Here is a 16,024-nt window from a genome sequence, read left to right as displayed (position 1 = left end):
CTAGGCCGGTGCAGCGGTTGCCGTCGCGACGCGCTACACTGAACGGTCCTGCCGGACCTTCATCATGACCGTCGCCCGACCTTTCAAGAATTCCGCCCGCTATTGGCGCACGCCGCTCCTGCCCGGCGCGGATCTGCTCACGGCCGAATATCACGATCACGAGTTCACGCCGCATTGGCACGACGCGTACACGATTCCGGTGATCGTCGCGGGCGCCGAGGGTTACCGGTATCGCGGTTCCGACTATGTCGCCGAAGCCGGCGGCGTGCCGATCATCAATCCCGGCGAACTGCACACCGGATCGAAGGCGGTCGAGGCAGGCTGGCGGTATCGCGTGATGTATGCGCCGGTGGATTTTGTCCACGCTCTCGCCAATGAGGTCAACGGCAAGCCGCAGGCGTTGCCGTGGTTTGCGCCCGGCGTGATTCGCGATCCCGATCTGGCGAGGCGGATCGCGCACGCGCATCGTCTTCTGGAGGCGAGTGACGACCCGCTCGCGGCCGAGGCCGCCATGCTTGACGCCCTGTCCACGCTGCTGGTCCGCTATTCGCAAACGCAGCCGGAGCCCGTGCGCCTCGCCACCGACGACGCCCGCGTGGCAATCATGCAGGAGCGCCTGACCGGCGACCTCGTCGCGCCCGTCACGCTCGCAGACATGGCCCAGGCGGCGGGACTCTCGCCGTTCCACGCGGCGCGCCTGTTCACCCAGTCGACCGGCCTGCCGCCCCACGCCTGGCGCAATCAGGTGCGCCTGCAGCGCGCTCTGGCGCCGTTGCGCGCCGGTGTGTCGGTAACCGAAGTCGCCGCCGCCAGCGGATTCACCGACCAGAGCCACTTCACGCGGCACTTCCGGCGCATGTTTGGCGTGCCGCCTGGACGCTGGCAAGGCGTCTGACGCGGCGCTCGCCCATGCGCCGGCGGTGATCGCGCACCGGGGCGGCAGCCGTGCGTATCGCCATGGCCATGGCCATCGACATCGCCATCGACATCGCCATCGCCATCGCCATCGCCATCGCCATCGCCGCAAGAACGTACAAGCCGCGCCCGGACGCCCCAGCTATGCTTCCCCACTCAAGGAGGCTAGATTGACCCATTCCACCGCAGTCCAACCCACGAGCTCGGCGCATTTGAAAGCGTTCACCGCAGGCGCACGCGGCATCATCCCGATGATGGTCGGCGCGGCGCCGTTCGGTGTGATTCTCGGCACGCTCGTCGCGTCCGGCCCGCTGCATCTCTGGCACGGCCAGTTGATGTCGCTCGTCGTATTCGCCGGCTCCGCGCAGTTCATCGCGCTCGGCCTGATCGCCGGTCACGCGAGTTTTGCCGTGATCTGGGCAACCACGCTCGTCGTCAATTTGCGCCACGTGTTGTACAGCGCCACGCTCGCGCCGCACGTCGCGCATCTGCCGGCACGCTGGCGCTGGGCGCTCGGCGCGCTGCTGACCGACGAGGTCTTCGCGGTCGCGTGGGAGCACTACCGGCACAGGGAGCCCGGCACCGTCGGCCCGCATTACTTCTTCGGCGCAGGTCTGGCCATGTACCTGAACTGGCAGCTCTGGACTGTCGCCGGACTGCTGTTCGGCGCGGCATTCCCAGGCCTGCAATCGCTCGGGCTCGATTTTGCGATGGTCGCCACCTTCATTGCGATCGTCGTGCCGCAACTCGTCGCACTGCGCTACATGGCAGCCGCCGTCACCGCCGGGACGCTGGCCTTCTTCTGGCAGGCGTGGCCGTACAAGCTCGGCCTGCTCGGCGCGGTCTTCGCGGGCGTGGCGATCGGCGTGCTGCTGTCCACGTCGCGGGTCAAGCTGCGCGGAGGCACGGGCAAGACATTGGGAGCATCGCGATGAATTACGTCGTTCTGATTCTCGGCATGGCGGCCATCACATGGGTGATCCGTGCCGCCGTTTTCGTGATGGGCGACCGGCTGGTGTTCCCGCCGCTCGTGCGCACGGCCCTCGGCTTCGTGCCGGTCACCGTGCTGACGGCGATCATCGTGCCGATGGCGGTTGCGCCGCACGGCGGCAACGCCGAATTGACCTGGCGCAACCCGCAACTGGTCGGGGCCTTGGCGGCCGTGGTGGTCAGCGCGCTGACGCGGCGGCCGCTCCTGACCATCGCCGTCGGCCTGACTGTGTTTTTTGTCTGGCAATGCGTCGTCCTTAAGTAATCGCAGTAGACGCGCGCCGCCTGCAGGCGGCGCCACGCCAGTGTCGTCCGGCTTGCGCCCTTCGCGCGAAGCCGGATGACGCTTCCCTCTAAAGCTGGTGCCCCCACTCCGCTCACCCTTAAGTTTCCCCTGAATCCGCCGATATGTAGTCGAGGTCCGCTCGTCGGGATACATCCCGGCGGTTACGCGGCAACAGGCAGGAGTCCAACGCGCCGGCATCTGGCGCCGTCCGTGCGGCCGGGTGGCGAGCTGCGCGGCAGGACCAAACGGGATAACACATGGGTCAAATCACCCTCACGCTCAAAGACGAGACCATTGCGTCGCTGCGCAAGGATTTCGACGCGTTTCTGCGGGTCTCGCTGAAGCTCGATCCGCAGTTCGCGACGCCGTCGTTTGAGGATTTTTTGCGTGCCAAGCTGCTCGACAACATGGTGCCGCTGACCGAACACGCGGTTCAGCGCATGTTGCAGGGGGGCCAGTACGCGTGGGCGAAACGCACGCTGGATAAGGAGTTCCCGGACGTCGTCGCGATTCTGATGCGGCAGGCGGGCGAGTTCGGCTTCGGTTTCGCGGCCCGCTCGGAATGGACGCCGGAAGAGCTCGCCAAGCAATGCCGCGACTGGGCGGCCGCGATCGTCAAGGAAGCTGAAGGCGACGCAGCGCTGATCGACCCGCTTGCGGCGCAAATCAAGAGCGAGGCGCAGGACATCCAGGCACTCGAGGAACTCATGCAAACGCCCGCATGGCGGCTGGTGGAATCGCTGCGCCAGCGGGTCTACGAGGCCAAAGTGGCGTGCGAAACGAGCGTGGGCAGCACCGCGCGCGAAAAACTCGGCGAACTGCGCGGACTATTGCGCCTGGGCATCTCACACGGCTCGTTCCAGAAGCAGGAAGCCCAGCAGATCATGGAGTTTTTGCGCCTGCTCAAGCCGGAAATTTTCGTGGAAGAGCCGTACGACGTGTTTTCGCGGATCGCGGCCTGGTTGCGCAACTTCTTCGTGCCGCCGCAACCGGCGCCGCAGCAACAACAGCAACGGCAGTCGCGCTAGCCCCATCTGGAAGCGGAGGCCCGGCAAGTCGCCGCGGCCTTGTCCGCTCAGGCGGCCGCCTCACGTAAGCGCTCGCCACCGCCAATCGCTCAATCCCACATTTTCCTGAGCTTCGCGCCAATCTCGATCTTCGCCTGTGCAGCCGCGGCAAGGCCGGCCGCCGTGGGCGCGCTCGGCACCGGCACGCGCGGCCATGCGTGAGCGTCGAACAGCGGCATCAGGTGCGCGGGAATGAAGCGCGTGCGCGACGCCCACACATGACGGTCGCCCAGATGCGTCTGGTTGTGCACATAAAAGCGCTGCGGCACGACGATGTGCAGATCCTCCTTCGCGCGCGTCATCGCCACGTAGAGCAGACGGCGCTCCTCGTCGATTTCCTCTTCGCTGCCGGTTCCGAGGTCGGACGGAATACAACCGTCCACGCCGTTCAGCACGAACACGTTGCGCCATTCCTGCCCTTTCGCGGAATGGATCGTGGAAAGGATCAGGTAGTCCTCGTCGATCAAGGGGACACCGGATTCGTCGCTGGTGGCGCCGGGGGGATCGAGCGTCAACTCGGTCAGAAAGCGTTCACGCGACGGATACGTCCCCGCGATGCTCTCCATCTGCAACACGTCCGCGTGACGGATCGCCGCGTCTTCATGATTGCGCTCGAGATGCGGCTCGTACCAGCGGCGCACCATTTCGAACTCGGCAGGCCAGGGCGTCTGGCGCCCATACACGCTCGACATCAGCTTGACGAACGGATGCCAGTCTTCCTGCGCGCGAGCCGGCGCCGCGAAGGCAGCCAGTGCGCTGCCGGCGGTGTCGGCGGGGTTGCCGGCGCCCGCGCGCGCGACGATGTCGTCGAGCACCTTCGCCGCCGTGGCCGGACCCACGCCCGGCAGCAGTTGCACGACGCGAAACCCGGCGACGCGGTCACGCGGATTCTCCGCCCAGCGCAGCACGGCCAGCACGTCTTTGACGTGTACTGAATCGAGAAACTTCAGCCCGCCGAATTTCACGAAAGGAATATTGCGCCGGGTCAGTTCGATCTCCAGCGCGGCGCTGTGATGCGCGGCGCGAAACAGCACCGCCTGCGCCTTGAGCTTCATGCCCTGCTCGCGCGCCTCGAGCACCTGTTCGACGATGTAGCGCGCCTGATCCGCTTCGTCGGCGACAGTCACGAGCCGTGGCCGCTGCGCCGACGCCTTGTCGGTCCACAAATTCTTCGTGTAGCGCTCGCTGGCGAGTTCGATCACCGCGTTCGACGCCGCCAGAATCGGTGTGGTCGAGCGGTAGTTGCGCTCGAGCGTGACCTGTTTGGCCGGTGGATCGAAATGCGCCGGGAAGTCGAGAATATTGCGCACGGTCGCGCCGCGAAACGAGTAAATCGACTGCGCGTCGTCGCCGACCACGGTCAGGCCGCGGCCGTCCGGCTTCAGGGCGAGCAGGATCGACGCCTGCAGACGGTTGGTGTCCTGATACTCGTCGACCAGCACGTGATCGAAGCGTGCCGACAGATCGGCCGCGATAGCAGGCTCGGCGGCCATATGCGACCAGTAGAGCAACAGGTCGTCGTAGTCGAGCACGCTCTGCTTCTGTTTGGCCTCGACATAAGCCGCGAACAGCATGCGCAGATCGGCTTCCCATTCGCGGCACCAGGGGAACGCCTTGTCGAGCACCTGGGGAAGCGCTGCACCGGTGTTCACGACCCGCGAGTAAATGGCGAAACAGGTGCTTTTGGCCGGGAAACGCCGCTCTTTCGCCGACAAACCGAGTTCGTGGCGCACCAGATTCATGAGGTCGGCGGAATCCTCCCGGTCGTTGATCGTGAAGGCCGGCGCGAGGCCGATCAGCTCCGCATACTCGCGCAACAGCCGCGCGCCGACGCTATGGAAGGTGCCCGACCACGTCAGCCCTTGCGCGAGCGCGGCCCGCGAGCCGAGCGCCGCGCCGGCGATCCGCGTGACGCGGCGGGTCATTTCGAGCGCCGCGCGGCGCGAGAAGGTCAGCAGCAGGATGCGGCGCGGATCGGCGCCCTTCACCACCAGATTCGCGACCCGGTGCGCGAGCGTGTTGGTCTTGCCGGAACCCGCGCCCGCGATCACCAGCAGTGCGCCCGGAGGCGCGCTGGGCGTGTCGGCGCCGTATTCGACGGCTTCGCGCTGCGCCTCGTTGAGCTTCGCGAGCCAATCGGCGCTTTCGGAAGACGAGGACGGCGGGGAGTCGGCGACGGAGAGCACGATCGATTTAGGTATGGAGTGGATTCAGGAGTGGATTCAGGGCGGCGACGCATACTGTATATCCATACAACCTTCGCAGACAAGCGCCCCTTTTTTCGTCCACGCCCGAACCCGCATGTGCTCCGCCAACTCGTGGCCATGGAGTTCGACGAACGGACAAAAAAATGGCCCGTCGCGTGAATACGCTCGGGCCATTCATCGACGACCGGTGTGGCGGCACATACCGCCACACCCTCGGCCTCAGCGCACAGTCTTACTGCTTGACGTCGGCGCCGTCCGCCTGTGCGCCGGCCTGGCCTTGCATGTCGATCTTCATTTCGTTGCTGGCCGCTTGCTTGTCGGCCTTCTGGTTGATTTTGGCGTCGCCTACCTGCTCCTTGTATTGCGACTTGGCTGCCTTCTGCTGAGCCTTCAATTCAGCCTTGGAGGCCTTCTTCGACGCACGATATTCCGCGTTCGCCTTCGCATCGGCGTTGCGCTTTTGCACCAGCGGATCGGTCGAACCCGGCACCGCGAGCTGGGTCGGCGCCGGTGCCACCGGCTGCACGCCTTGCGCGGCAGGCGCGGCATTAGCGGCACCCTGCAGTTGGACCTGGGCCTGGCCGTTCATACCCGCGGCCGGCTGCTCGGTCTGCGCGACGGCAGCGGTAGCGGCAAAAGCGGTCAGGGCGGTACCGATCAGGAGCGTACGAATGGGAGTCATGGCTAATCCTCTCTCAAATTGTTGTGATGCAGGCGTCGAGTCCGGCCTGCTCACTGCCAGAAAATCCAGCAGGCTTTACTACTGACCCGCACTTTACGAGTGAAGTTCTTATCTCGCGACCGGAGTTACGGAACGTTTCATTTTCTGACAATTACATAACATCTGCATTGCGATTGCCTGCGCGAGGTCAAGGACACAACGTGAAATGCATCCAGAACCGGCTTCTGGCTTATGATGCGAACCCTTTGCCTGAAGGTGCGAACGCCATGCCTAACCTCGATTTCACGCTCACCGGCGACTACGTCGAACTGCACAATCTCCTGAAGATAACGGGGCTGGCGGACAGCGGCGGCTCCGCAAAAATGATGGTCGCGGACGGCGCGGTCACCGTCGACGGCCGGGTCGAAACGCGCAAAACGTGCAAGATCCGCGCGGGCCAGGTCGTACTGCTTGGCGATACGCGAATCGCGGTTCACGAGGCTTAAACCCTTAAACCCCGCCTGAGCTCAAAAGACGCCACCCCACAGTCCGAAAAACCGGAGGATCGCACGCACCAAAATCGTGCTTCTTCCATCGACATCGCCACGCCTAAGCAATAAGCTGTTGGTTTCGACAGACAGACAATCGGCTGACAACTGGCTGGCGACGGCCCCGCATTAACGCTAGCGCCAACGCATGCCAGGCCGCCCACGCAGGCGGCGCGCCCCTTGGGCGCACTGTCGCCACTTCCGCCGCCAGGCGCTCCATGACTCAATCCGGCTTCTCCCGGGTGGCCGCCCGGCCGCCGACCCTGACCCGTCACGCAGCCGACACCGCCCGGCTCGCCGCGCCGCTCGCCATCGCGCAGCTCTCGCAAATGGCCATGGGCGTCACCGACACGATCCTGCTCGGCTCGCTCGGCCCCGACGCGCTGGCCGCCGGGGGCCTCGGCGCGAACCTGTTCTTCGTGGTGGTCACGCTGCTGCAGGGCGTGCTGACCTCCGTCAGCGTGAGCGTGTCGCACGCACGCGGCGCTCAGGACGAAGGCCGCGTGCCGCACATCTACTGGACCGGCCTCGTGCTGTCCGTGCTGCTGTCGGTGCCGGCGTTCATCCTGCTGTCGTTCGCCACGCCGATCCTGCTGGCGTTCGGCGAGCCGGCCCTGCTCGCGCACAACGTCGGCGAATACGCCGCGGTGTTGCGCTGGGGCTCCCTCGGCAGCCTGATCGGCGTCGGTCTGATGCGCTCCTTCCTGCCGGCCATCGGCGCAGCCAAGCGGCTGTTGTGGGTGTCGCTCGTGAGCGTGGGCGTGAACGGCTTTCTCAACTACGGCCTGATCCACGGCGCCTACGGCCTGCCGCGGCTCGGCTTTCTCGGCTCGGCGGCGGCGACGTCCATCACCGTCTGGCTGAGCGCGCTCGTGCTGATGGCGCTGCTGCATCTGCGTCCGCGCTACCGTCATTTCGTCGTCGCCACGCGGCCGAACGTGCCTTTGATGAGCGAGTTGTTCGGCATCGGCTGGCCGGTTGCGATCACCTACGGCGTCGAGTCGACGCTCTTCCTCGCCACGGGCCTGATGGTCGGCCTGCTCGGCGAGTCGCAACTGGCCGCGCATCAGATCGCGCTGAACGTTGCTTCGGTGGCCTTCATGGTGCCGCTCGCGATCGGCCAGGCCGCCAACGTGCGGGTCGGCTTCTGGTCCGGCGCGGGCCAGCCGCTCGCCGCGCGTCACGCGGGCTTTGTCGCGCTGGCGCTCGGCATCGGCTTCATGTCGATGTCGGGGCTCGTGCTGATCGCCGCGCCGCACTGGATCGTCGGCCTCTATCTGCATCTCGACGACCCGGCCAATGCCGCCACGGTCACGCTCGCGAGTTCGCTGCTCGGCGTAGCCGCGATCTTCCAGATCGTCGACGGCATGCAGACAGTCGGCTCCGGCTGCCTGCGCGGTTTGAAGGACACGCGCGTGCCGATGATCGCCGCCGCGTTCGGTTACTGGGTCATCGGTTTTCCGACCGGCTACACGCTGGCGTTTCACTTCGGCCTCGGCGCGCGCGGCTTGTGGTGGGGGCTCGCCGCCGGCCTCGCGAGCGTCGCGCTGCTGATGACGCTGCGGTTTCACAAGCTGAGCCTGCAGCATGCGCCGGACGCAGCTGGCGCCCCGCCCGCCCAATCCGTCTGAGCAAAACAAAGCGCCGCTTCGCACGTTGATGACGGTCCGGTGCCGAACGCGCGAACGCGGCCTGATTCCCCTTAGAATGAATTTTGCTACTGCATGGGTTACTCACGCGCAGCAGCGATGAGAAGCCCGCAAACAAGGGGAACAGTGTGCCGTCGAATCACAATCAGAACCTGACCACACCGCAGCACAAAACCGCGTTCGTCATATCCCGCAGAAAATCACGCTGGGAGGCAACGCGGCATGTCTTCCTGCTGTGCTGTGCCACGGCCATGCTGACCGCCTGTGCCACCAGGCCCCCTGCCACCGCGTTCGAGCGTCACGTCACCCACGCACTGCCGGTGACGCAAACCACGCCGCTTCACACAGCGCTCGCACCGTTCGAGGCCGCGCACCCGGATCAGTCCGGTTTCCGCGTGCTGGCAAGCGGCACCGACGCCCTGCAGATGCGCATCGCGCTCGCGCGCGCCGCGACGCAAACCCTCGACATGCAGTACTACATTGCCAACGAGGACACCACCGGCAAGCTGCTGCTCGGCGCCGCGCTGTATGCGGCGGATCACGGGGTGCGCGTGCGCATGCTGGTCGACGACCTGAACTTCAATGATATCGACCGCGTGATGGCGGGGCTGAACTCGCACGAGAACATCGAGATTCGCGTCTTCAATCCGTTCGGCAGCGCGCAGCAAGGCGTGTTCGAACGCACCACGAACGTGTTCACGCAGATCGGCCATTTCACTCGCCGCATGCATAACAAGGCGATGATCGCGGACAACCAGGCGGCGATCGTGGGCGGCCGCAATCTCGGCGACGAATACTTCAGCGCCAGCGAAACGCTGCAGTTCCGCGACCTCGACGTGCTGGCCGCCGGCCCGATTGCCGCCGACATCTCAGCCAGTTTCGACGACTACTGGAACAGCAGCATTGCCTATCCGTTGCGGGCGCTGAACAAGCAGAAATTCGACGCCAAGGTGCTCGACCAGACACGCGACGAGTTGCGCCAGCACTGGCGCACCAACGCCGATCCGTACAACGCGAAGCCGCTGAACGCCACGCCGCTCGCCGCGCAGATTGCCGGGCAGCAGTTGGGCCTGACATGGGCGCGCGCCGAGTTCAAAGCCGACCTGCCGGAGAAAATCGAACATCCGTCGCCGGACTATGTCAGTCCCCCCATGCAGCGTCTGGGCGAGCTGATGCACGATGCGAAGAAAGATTTCCTGATCACCTCGCCCTACTTCGTGCCGCATGATGCGGGCGTCAAGGCGCTCGGCGAACTGACGCAGCGCGGCATTCGCATCGCCATCCTGACCAATTCGCTCGCCGCGACCGACGCCGTCGCCGTGCAGGCGGGCTACAGTCCGTTTCGCGTGCCGTTGCTGCGGGCGGGCGTCGAATTATACGAATTCAAGCCGCAGCAGAACACGGCACCCACCAGTGCCGCCGGGTCGGGATCGCGGGCCAGCCTGCATGCCAAAACCTATGTGATCGACCGCGAGATTCTGGTGATCGGCTCGATGAACCTCGATCCGCGTTCGGCCAATCTGAATACCGAGCTGGCGTTGGTCATCCATAGCCCGGCGCTCGCCGGGCAGGTGGCGCAACTCTTCGATCGCGCCACCGCGCCCGAAGTGAGTTATCGCGTCACGCTCGCCGACGCGGCGCAGTTCGCCTACCTGCGCTCGATCGGAGCGCCGCCCTCGCCGCTCGTCTGGACCGATGTCGAAAACGGCACGCGCCGCACGTACATCTTCGATCCGCAAGCGGGGTTATACCGGAATGCGCTAACAGGTCTATTCTCCCTATTGCCCGTCAACGCAGAACTTTGAAAAGCGGAGTGGAACATGACTGAAGACGTACGAATGGAGCGCGACACGTTCGGTGAGATCGCCGTGCCGAACGCCCGTCTATGGGGCGCGCAGACTCAGCGCTCGCTGCAGAATTTCCGCATTTCGACCGAGAAGCAATCGCCCGAACTGATTACCGCGCTGGCCGTCATCAAACGCGCCGCCGCCGAGGTCAACCTGGGCCTCGGCGTGCTCGACGAAGGCAAGGCGAAGGCGATCATGCAAGCAGCCGACGAGATTATCGACGGCAAGCATCCGGAGGAGTTTCCGCTCGCGGTCTGGCAGACCGGTTCCGGCACGCAGACCAACATGAACCTCAACGAGGTGATCGCCAATCGCGCCAGCGAACTGCTCGGCGGCGAGCGCGGCGAGGCGCGCAAAGTGCATCCGAACGACGACGTGAACCGCGGCCAGTCGTCCAACGACGTGTTCCCTACCGCCATGCACGTGGCGGCTGCATACGCAATCGTCAAACATCTGCTGCCGGCGTTGAAAACGCTGCGCGATACGCTCGACGGCAAGGCCAAAGCCTTCGCCGAGATCGTCAAGATCGGCCGCACGCACTTGCAGGACGCCACTCCGCTCACGCTCGGCCAGGAGTTCTCCGGCTACGTCGCGCAGCTCGAACAGGGCATGCGTCATGTGGAATCGGCGTTGCCGCATCTGTACCAGCTCGCGCAGGGCGGCACCGCGGTCGGCACGGGCCTTAATGCGCATCCGGAGTTCGCGGACAAGGTGGCGGCGGCGATCGCGAAGCTGACCGGCGTGCCCTTCGTCTCCGCACCGAACAAATTCGAGGTGATGGCTGCGGCCGATGCACTGGTGTTCGCGCACGGCGCGCTGAAAACGGTGGCGGCCAGCCTGAACAAGATCGCCAACGACATCCGCTGGCTCGCGAGCGGCCCGCGTTGCGGTCTCGGCGAACTGTCGATTCCGGAGAACGAGCCGGGCAGCTCGATCATGCCAGGCAAGGTCAATCCCACCCAGTCCGAAGCCTTGACGATGCTGTGCTCGCAGGTGTTCGGCAACGATGTGGCGGTGAATATCGGCGGCGCCAGCGGCAACTTCGAGTTGAACGTGTTCCGTCCGATGATCGCGCACAACGTGCTGCAATCGGTCCGTTTGCTCGCCGACGGCGCGCATAGTTTCAACGACAACTGCGCGGTGGGGATCGAGCCGAACCGCGAGCGCATCGACACGTTGCTCAACGAATCGCTGATGCTCGTGACGGCGCTCAATCCGCACATCGGCTACGACAAGGCCGCGAAGATCGCGAAGAAGGCGCACAAGGAAGGCACCACGCTGAAGGCGTCGGCGCTCGCGCTCGGCTATGTCACCGAGCAGCAATTCGATGAATGGGTGCGCCCCGATGATATGGTCGGGAACACGGCGGGGTAATCAACCGTAAAGCCGCGCCAGGAGCGGCAGGCTCAGGCCACCAGACCACGGGGCCACCAGACCGCCGGGGCCATGCCGCGCCGAGCGGCTGGCGTGCTTCACCACGGGCCACGCAAACCTCAAGTTTGCGCGGCCGCCTGCCGATACCGGCGCGCCGCGCCCAGGCCATTCCCTCAGGCCTTGCCTTGCGCGACTTCTTCCGGCTTCAGTTCGACGATCGCGTCGAGCGCTTCCTTCACATCCATCGCGTATTTGGCAAGGCGTTGCTGCTCCTCCGTCTGCGGCACGAACGCGGGCACCGGCACCGGGTGGCCGTTTTCGTTGACGGCGACCATCACGACGAGGCAATCCGTGGTTTGCAGCAGCTCGCCGCCCTTCGGATCGCCCGCCTGCACCGACACGTGGATATGCATGCTGGTGCGGCCCGTTGCCACGACTCGCGCGCGCAATTCGACCAGATTGCCGACCAGAATCGGCCGGCGGAAACGGATATTGCCGACGCTGACCGTCACGCAGTAGCGCCCCGACCACACCGCCGAACACGCATAAGCGGTCTCGTCGATCCACTTCATCAGCGCGCCGCCATGCACCTTGCCGCCGAAGTTGACCGAAGTCGGTTCGGCGAGAAAGCGGAAAGTGGTCTCAGAACGGTCCATCGGCGCTACGGGAGGGGTGCTCATCTTGACTCCGGTCAATCGGATGCATTGAAAGGAGGCGATTATACGAGCGCATTATTGAGCGCGTCGCGGGTTGGCCGCACCTTCCGTGCGAAATTCCGTGCGGACCGGCGCCAGGTTTGCCAGGCGCCTGGCTTTTTGCGGTCCGTCTAATTCGTCTCGGCGACGGCTGAAACAGCGCCGCCATGCGGCGCGGCTGCCGACATGAAACGCTCGCGATAATCGAGCGGAAGCACGCCGAAGCGCCGCAAAAAAGCCCGTCGCAAGTTCTGTTCGCTGCCGAAGCCGCAATCGAGCGCAATCCGTTTGAGCGGTCGGCGCGATTCCGCCAGCGCCCGCGAGGCCGCCTCGAGACGCAGCGCCGACACGGTTTTGGCGGGCGTGCGGCCGACTTCGTCGACGTAGCGCCGCGCGAATGTCCGCGGACTCATCTGCGTGCGCTCGGCAAGCCGTTCGACTGACAGGTCGTCGCACAAGTGCGCCGCCATCCAGCCATGCAGCGCTTCGAATGGCCCGTCGGCCGAGGCCTGCGCCGCCAGCGCCGCGCTGAACTGCGACTGCCCGCCCGGCCGCTTCATGAACACCACCAGCCGCCGCGCCGCCTGCATCGCGACGGCGTGGCCGACGTCTTCCTCGATCAGCGCGAGCGCCAGATCGATGCCCGCCGTCACACCCGCCGACGTCCACACGACGCTCTCGCTTGGCCCCCGCCCGGCGTCGCGAATGAAGATCGGATCGGCATCCACCTGCACTTTGGGAAAGCGGCGCGCAAGCTGGGAGGCGTCGCCCCAGTGCGTCGTCGCGCGACGGCCGTCGAGCAGGCCGGCCGCCGCCAGATAGAACGCGCCGGTGCACACCGAGCACACCCGCCGCGCGCGCGGCGCATTACGCCGGATCCAGGCGACGAGTTCCGCTTGCAGCGTGCAGTGTGCATCGATCGGAACGCCGGGAATGATGAGCGTGTCGATGGGCTGATCGTCGAGCGTATCGAGCCGTTCGGTGACGATCGGCAAGCCGGGAAAGGTTTGCAGCGCGCCGCCGTCGATCGAGGCGACCGTCGTGCGGTAAGCCACCGGTTGTGCGGAGGTGCCCGCGGACCCGGCTGATCGGCCCGAATCGCCGGATCCGGCGGGCCTGCCTGCGGCGGCCGAGGCGGCAATAGTCAACTCCGCACGCCAGAAGGCCTCCAATGGCCCGCAAGCATCGAGCAGCACCAGATCCGGTGCGACCGCGAAAACGATATGACGCACTGCCATCAGGACATCTCCCTCATCGAGCTCTGCTTACGCGACCATGCATAACCCAGCGTGGCCAGCGCCGCCGCCCCGAGGAGCGGAAAGATCGCGGCGTTGATCGTCGCCCAGCCGAAGCGAGCCAGCAACTGGCCGGCGAACAGGGAGCCCAGCGCGGAGAACGCAAAGGTCGTGAACTCGCTGGCAGCCTGGGTCCTGGCCCGCTCAGACGGCCGGTACGACTGCGTCAGAAGCGTCGTGCCGCCGACGAACATGAAGTTCCAGCCCACGCCCAGACACGCGAGCGCGGCGTAAAAATGCGGCAGATCGGTCGACCGCAGGGCCAGCACGCCGCACAGCGCCGACAGCACGATGCCCGCGCCGATCACCCGCAGCACGCCGAAGCGCTGGATCAGCCGCGCGGAAAACAGCGACGGCGCAAACATGCCAACCAGGTGCCACTGGATGATCGCGGCACCGTCGCCGATCGTGTGGCCACAGGCGACCGCGGCGATGGGTGTCGCGGTCATCACGAACATCATGACGGCGTAGCCGAGCGCGTTGTTGGCCAGCGCCGCCATGAAGATCGGCTGTCGGACGACTTCGCCGAGCGGCCGCGCCGGCTCGTGAGTCGACGCCGTGTTCACGACCGGCGCCGCATCGCGATACAACAGCGCCAGCAAGGCGATCGATAAGAGCGCGAGGCCTGTGACGAGCGCGTAAGAACCCGCGAACGCCACCGGCGCCAGCCAGTCCTTGCTCCACGCGGCCAGCAGCGGCCCGCAGACGGCGGCGACCACACCGCCCGTCAGCACGGTCGAAATCGCGCGGCTTTTGCCTTCCATGCCGACGGCATCCGCGGCCGCCAGCCGGTAGTACTGCGCGAACGCCTGAAACACGCCGACCGTGGTGGTGCCGGCGCAGAACGCCCAGAAACTGTGGTGGAAGATCGCCCAGACGGAGACCGCGCCGCCCAGCGCGCCGACGCCCGCGCCGAGCACGAAGCCCGCGCGCCGGCCGATCCGCGCCATCAGAAACGACGCGAAGACCGTCGTCAACGCGGCGGCGACGGTGATCAGCGAGAACGGCAGCGTGGCGAGCGCCTTGTCGTCGGCGAGCGTGTAGCCGACCAGGCCGGTCAAAGTCAGATCGATCGAGACCGATGAGGTGTACAGCGCCTGGCACACGGCCACCACGCGCGCGGCACGCCGGCCATGCGGATCGAAGTCGCGCAAGCCAGCCGAACGAGGGGACAGGGAGGAGGCGGCGGAAGGTGGCATGAGCAGGTTCCGGGGCAACGGCAGTGGGGATGACACGATCGTCACACGCGCACCGATGGCAGAAGTGACAATGATGCATCAATTTCTGCCAGTTATTGCTTCGACCTGCTGGCCTCGACCTGATGAAATGCCCGAGCGGCGCTTATTTGCGCACGGTGATGCCCTCGTCGATCGTGCCGTACATCGTGATGCTGCCGGTGCCCGCGCCCGACCCCGAAGCACCGCCGCCTTGCGCGCACGCAGTGCACAACAGGACTGCGGCAATAGCGGCAAAAAGCGTTTTCATGACAGCGTGTTCCTGCAAGGACAGAGTTCGATTCTAGCCTGGCCGGCCCTGGCGGCGCCTGAGCGCAGGCTCGCCCGGACGGCCCCCGCCTGCCCTGCCCGCTCCGGGCGCCAGGTTTTCGTAGCTGCCGCATCCCACAGTTCACGCTAAGCTGAAACATCGAATACCGCAGCCGGATACAGTAGGCTGCATGGCGCCATGACGCGCCGCTCACTGGATGGAGACATCAGATGCCCGCTTCCCTCGCAGACGAACAGAATCACTTCCCTGGCTTGAGCCGCATTGGCGCGCTGCTCGCCGACCCTGGCCGCGCCGCGATGCTGTGGGCGCTGATGGACGGCAGCGCCCGCCCGGCCGGCGAGCTGACGATGATCGCCGGCCTGTCGCCATCGGCGGCCAGCGCCCATCTCGCGCGCCTGACCGACGGCGGCTTGCTGGCGCTCGAGGTGCGCGGCCGGCACCGCTATTTCCGGATCGCGTCGCCCGACATCGCCGCTTCGATCGAAGCGCTCGCGAACGTCGCACAGGTCAGCGCGCAGCAACGGCCCGTGCCGCGCCCCGTGCGCACCGTGCCGCTCGACATGCGCTACGCCCGCACCTGCTACGACCACATGGCGGGCGAACTGTCGGTGCGGGTGTTCGAGCGGCTCGTGCAAAGCAGGCTGCTGACGCTGGACGGCACCTCGCTGGAAGCGACCGACGAAGGCGCCGCGCGCTTCGCCGACTGGGGGATCGACATGTCGGCGCAGAAGACCCGCCGGCGCCGCTTCGCCTGCACTTGCCCTGACTGGAGCGAGCGGCGTCCGCATCTGGGCGGCGCACTAGGCGCGGCACTCCTCGATTCGTGGTCGGCGCATGGCTGGGTCGAACGCACGGAGCGGCCGCGTATGCTGCGCATCACTCCGGCCGGCCACCGTCATTTCGATACGTTTCTTGCGGCCTGACGCACTCCCAAGCTCCTGATGCCATTACAGGAAATCCGCAATCAGCTTACGAATCGCCTTA

The 16,024-nt window shown here is 65.8% G+C and carries 16 protein-coding genes; 10 read left to right on the top strand and 6 right to left on the bottom strand.

Features of this window, described 5'->3' with window-relative positions; all coding sequences use genetic code 11:
* Positions 1-64 precede the first annotated feature (64 nt).
* From A6V37_RS23725 to A6V37_RS23710, 5 genes are all read left to right on the top strand, one after another.
* Entirely contained in the window at positions 65-895 is an 831-nt protein-coding gene (locus tag A6V37_RS23725) for a helix-turn-helix transcriptional regulator (RefSeq protein ID WP_064286402.1), read from the top strand.
* A gap of 68 nt (positions 896-963) precedes the next feature.
* Positions 964-1,089 (top strand): hypothetical protein, encoded by a 126-nt coding sequence (locus A6V37_RS42880; RefSeq protein ID WP_278185286.1) that lies wholly within the window; start codon positions 964-966, stop codon positions 1,087-1,089.
* The gene (locus A6V37_RS23720; RefSeq protein ID WP_064286401.1) at positions 1,086-1,850 is read left to right on the top strand and encodes an AzlC family ABC transporter permease; all 765 of its coding nucleotides are present in this window, start codon (positions 1,086-1,088) and stop codon (positions 1,848-1,850) included. The genes A6V37_RS42880 and A6V37_RS23720 overlap by 4 nt, the downstream gene beginning before the upstream one ends.
* Positions 1,847-2,170: an AzlD domain-containing protein gene (locus A6V37_RS23715; protein ID WP_064268475.1), complete on the top strand. Its 324-nt coding sequence runs from the start codon at positions 1,847-1,849 to the stop codon at positions 2,168-2,170. Before A6V37_RS23720 ends, A6V37_RS23715 begins: the two co-directional genes overlap by 4 nt.
* A 278-nt stretch (positions 2,171-2,448) precedes the next feature.
* The gene (locus tag A6V37_RS23710; RefSeq protein WP_064268476.1) at positions 2,449-3,219 is read left to right on the top strand and encodes a DUF4088 family protein; all 771 of its coding nucleotides are present in this window, start codon (positions 2,449-2,451) and stop codon (positions 3,217-3,219) included.
* Positions 3,220-3,308: 89 nt separating this feature from the next.
* On the opposite strand, the gene A6V37_RS23705 is transcribed toward A6V37_RS23710, so the two are convergent.
* The gene (locus tag A6V37_RS23705) at positions 3,309-5,444 is read right to left on the bottom strand and encodes an ATP-dependent helicase (RefSeq protein ID WP_064286400.1); all 2,136 of its coding nucleotides are present in this window, start codon (positions 5,442-5,444) and stop codon (positions 3,309-3,311) included.
* 253 nt (positions 5,445-5,697) lie between these two features.
* Complete coding sequence (locus tag A6V37_RS23700) at positions 5,698-6,147, bottom strand: hypothetical protein (RefSeq protein WP_064268478.1); 450 nt, start codon at positions 6,145-6,147, stop codon at positions 5,698-5,700.
* A gap of 266 nt (positions 6,148-6,413) precedes the next feature.
* Between A6V37_RS23700 and A6V37_RS23695 the strand changes: the two genes are divergently transcribed.
* From A6V37_RS23695 to fumC, 4 genes are all read left to right on the top strand, one after another.
* Positions 6,414-6,632 (top strand): RNA-binding S4 domain-containing protein, encoded by a 219-nt coding sequence (locus A6V37_RS23695; RefSeq protein ID WP_011489423.1) that lies wholly within the window; start codon positions 6,414-6,416, stop codon positions 6,630-6,632.
* A gap of 260 nt (positions 6,633-6,892) precedes the next feature.
* Positions 6,893-8,305 (top strand): MATE family efflux transporter, encoded by a 1,413-nt coding sequence (locus A6V37_RS23690; protein ID WP_064268479.1) that lies wholly within the window; start codon positions 6,893-6,895, stop codon positions 8,303-8,305.
* A 269-nt stretch (positions 8,306-8,574) separates the two neighbouring features.
* Positions 8,575-10,128, top strand: coding sequence for a phospholipase D family protein (locus A6V37_RS23685; RefSeq protein WP_082902739.1), 1,554 nt, complete (start codon positions 8,575-8,577; stop codon positions 10,126-10,128).
* 15 nt (positions 10,129-10,143) lie between these two features.
* Complete coding sequence (fumC, locus tag A6V37_RS23680) at positions 10,144-11,544, top strand: class II fumarate hydratase (protein WP_064286399.1); 1,401 nt, start codon at positions 10,144-10,146, stop codon at positions 11,542-11,544.
* Between the two features lie 173 nt (positions 11,545-11,717).
* On the opposite strand, the gene A6V37_RS23675 is transcribed toward fumC, so the two are convergent.
* The 4 genes from A6V37_RS23675 to A6V37_RS41505 form a co-directional block, all read right to left on the bottom strand.
* A complete protein-coding gene (locus tag A6V37_RS23675) occupies positions 11,718-12,224 on the bottom strand; it encodes an acyl-CoA thioesterase (protein ID WP_064268482.1) in 507 nt (168 codons plus the stop codon).
* 146 nt (positions 12,225-12,370) lie between these two features.
* Positions 12,371-13,477 carry a GlxA family transcriptional regulator gene (locus tag A6V37_RS23670; protein ID WP_064268483.1) on the bottom strand — a complete coding sequence of 369 codons (1,107 nt, stop codon included), beginning with the start codon at positions 13,475-13,477 and terminating at the stop codon, positions 12,371-12,373.
* A complete protein-coding gene (locus A6V37_RS23665; RefSeq protein ID WP_064286398.1) occupies positions 13,477-14,733 on the bottom strand; it encodes an MFS transporter in 1,257 nt (418 codons plus the stop codon). The genes A6V37_RS23670 and A6V37_RS23665 overlap by 1 nt, the downstream gene beginning before the upstream one ends.
* Positions 14,734-14,875: 142 nt before the next feature.
* Positions 14,876-15,019 carry a hypothetical protein gene (locus A6V37_RS41505; RefSeq protein WP_165614449.1) on the bottom strand — a complete coding sequence of 48 codons (144 nt, stop codon included), beginning with the start codon at positions 15,017-15,019 and terminating at the stop codon, positions 14,876-14,878.
* A 230-nt stretch (positions 15,020-15,249) separates the two neighbouring features.
* Here A6V37_RS41505 and A6V37_RS23660 point away from each other — a divergent pair, with 230 nt between their 5' ends.
* The gene (locus A6V37_RS23660) at positions 15,250-15,963 is read left to right on the top strand and encodes an ArsR/SmtB family transcription factor (RefSeq protein WP_064286397.1); all 714 of its coding nucleotides are present in this window, start codon (positions 15,250-15,252) and stop codon (positions 15,961-15,963) included.
* Positions 15,964-16,024 lie beyond the last annotated feature (61 nt).

The organism is Paraburkholderia ginsengiterrae (assembly GCF_001645125.1).
Taxonomy (GTDB): domain Bacteria; phylum Pseudomonadota; class Gammaproteobacteria; order Burkholderiales; family Burkholderiaceae; genus Paraburkholderia; species Paraburkholderia ginsengiterrae.
This window is presented reverse-complemented; position numbering and strand designations above follow the sequence as displayed.

Coding starts and splice junctions, on each gene's coding strand:
- A6V37_RS23670 (WP_064268483.1), bottom strand. CDS start 13,477: ATGGCAGTGCGTCATATCGTTTTCGCGGTCGCACCGGATCTGGTGCTG.
- fumC (WP_064286399.1), top strand. CDS start 10,144: ATGACTGAAGACGTACGAATGGAGCGCGACACGTTCGGTGAGATCGCC.
- A6V37_RS23665 (WP_064286398.1), bottom strand. CDS start 14,733: ATGCCACCTTCCGCCGCCTCCTCCCTGTCCCCTCGTTCGGCTGGCTTG.
- A6V37_RS41505 (WP_165614449.1), bottom strand. CDS start 15,019: ATGAAAACGCTTTTTGCCGCTATTGCCGCAGTCCTGTTGTGCACTGCG.
- A6V37_RS23675 (WP_064268482.1), bottom strand. CDS start 12,224: ATGAGCACCCCTCCCGTAGCGCCGATGGACCGTTCTGAGACCACTTTC.
- A6V37_RS23700 (WP_064268478.1), bottom strand. CDS start 6,147: ATGACTCCCATTCGTACGCTCCTGATCGGTACCGCCCTGACCGCTTTT.
- A6V37_RS23710 (WP_064268476.1), top strand. CDS start 2,449: ATGGGTCAAATCACCCTCACGCTCAAAGACGAGACCATTGCGTCGCTG.
- A6V37_RS23695 (WP_011489423.1), top strand. CDS start 6,414: ATGCCTAACCTCGATTTCACGCTCACCGGCGACTACGTCGAACTGCAC.
- A6V37_RS23715 (WP_064268475.1), top strand. CDS start 1,847: ATGAATTACGTCGTTCTGATTCTCGGCATGGCGGCCATCACATGGGTG.
- A6V37_RS23690 (WP_064268479.1), top strand. CDS start 6,893: ATGACTCAATCCGGCTTCTCCCGGGTGGCCGCCCGGCCGCCGACCCTG.
- A6V37_RS23685 (WP_082902739.1), top strand. CDS start 8,575: ATGCTGACCGCCTGTGCCACCAGGCCCCCTGCCACCGCGTTCGAGCGT.
- A6V37_RS23660 (WP_064286397.1), top strand. CDS start 15,250: ATGCCCGCTTCCCTCGCAGACGAACAGAATCACTTCCCTGGCTTGAGC.
- A6V37_RS23725 (WP_064286402.1), top strand. CDS start 65: ATGACCGTCGCCCGACCTTTCAAGAATTCCGCCCGCTATTGGCGCACG.
- A6V37_RS42880 (WP_278185286.1), top strand. CDS start 964: ATGGCCATCGACATCGCCATCGACATCGCCATCGCCATCGCCATCGCC.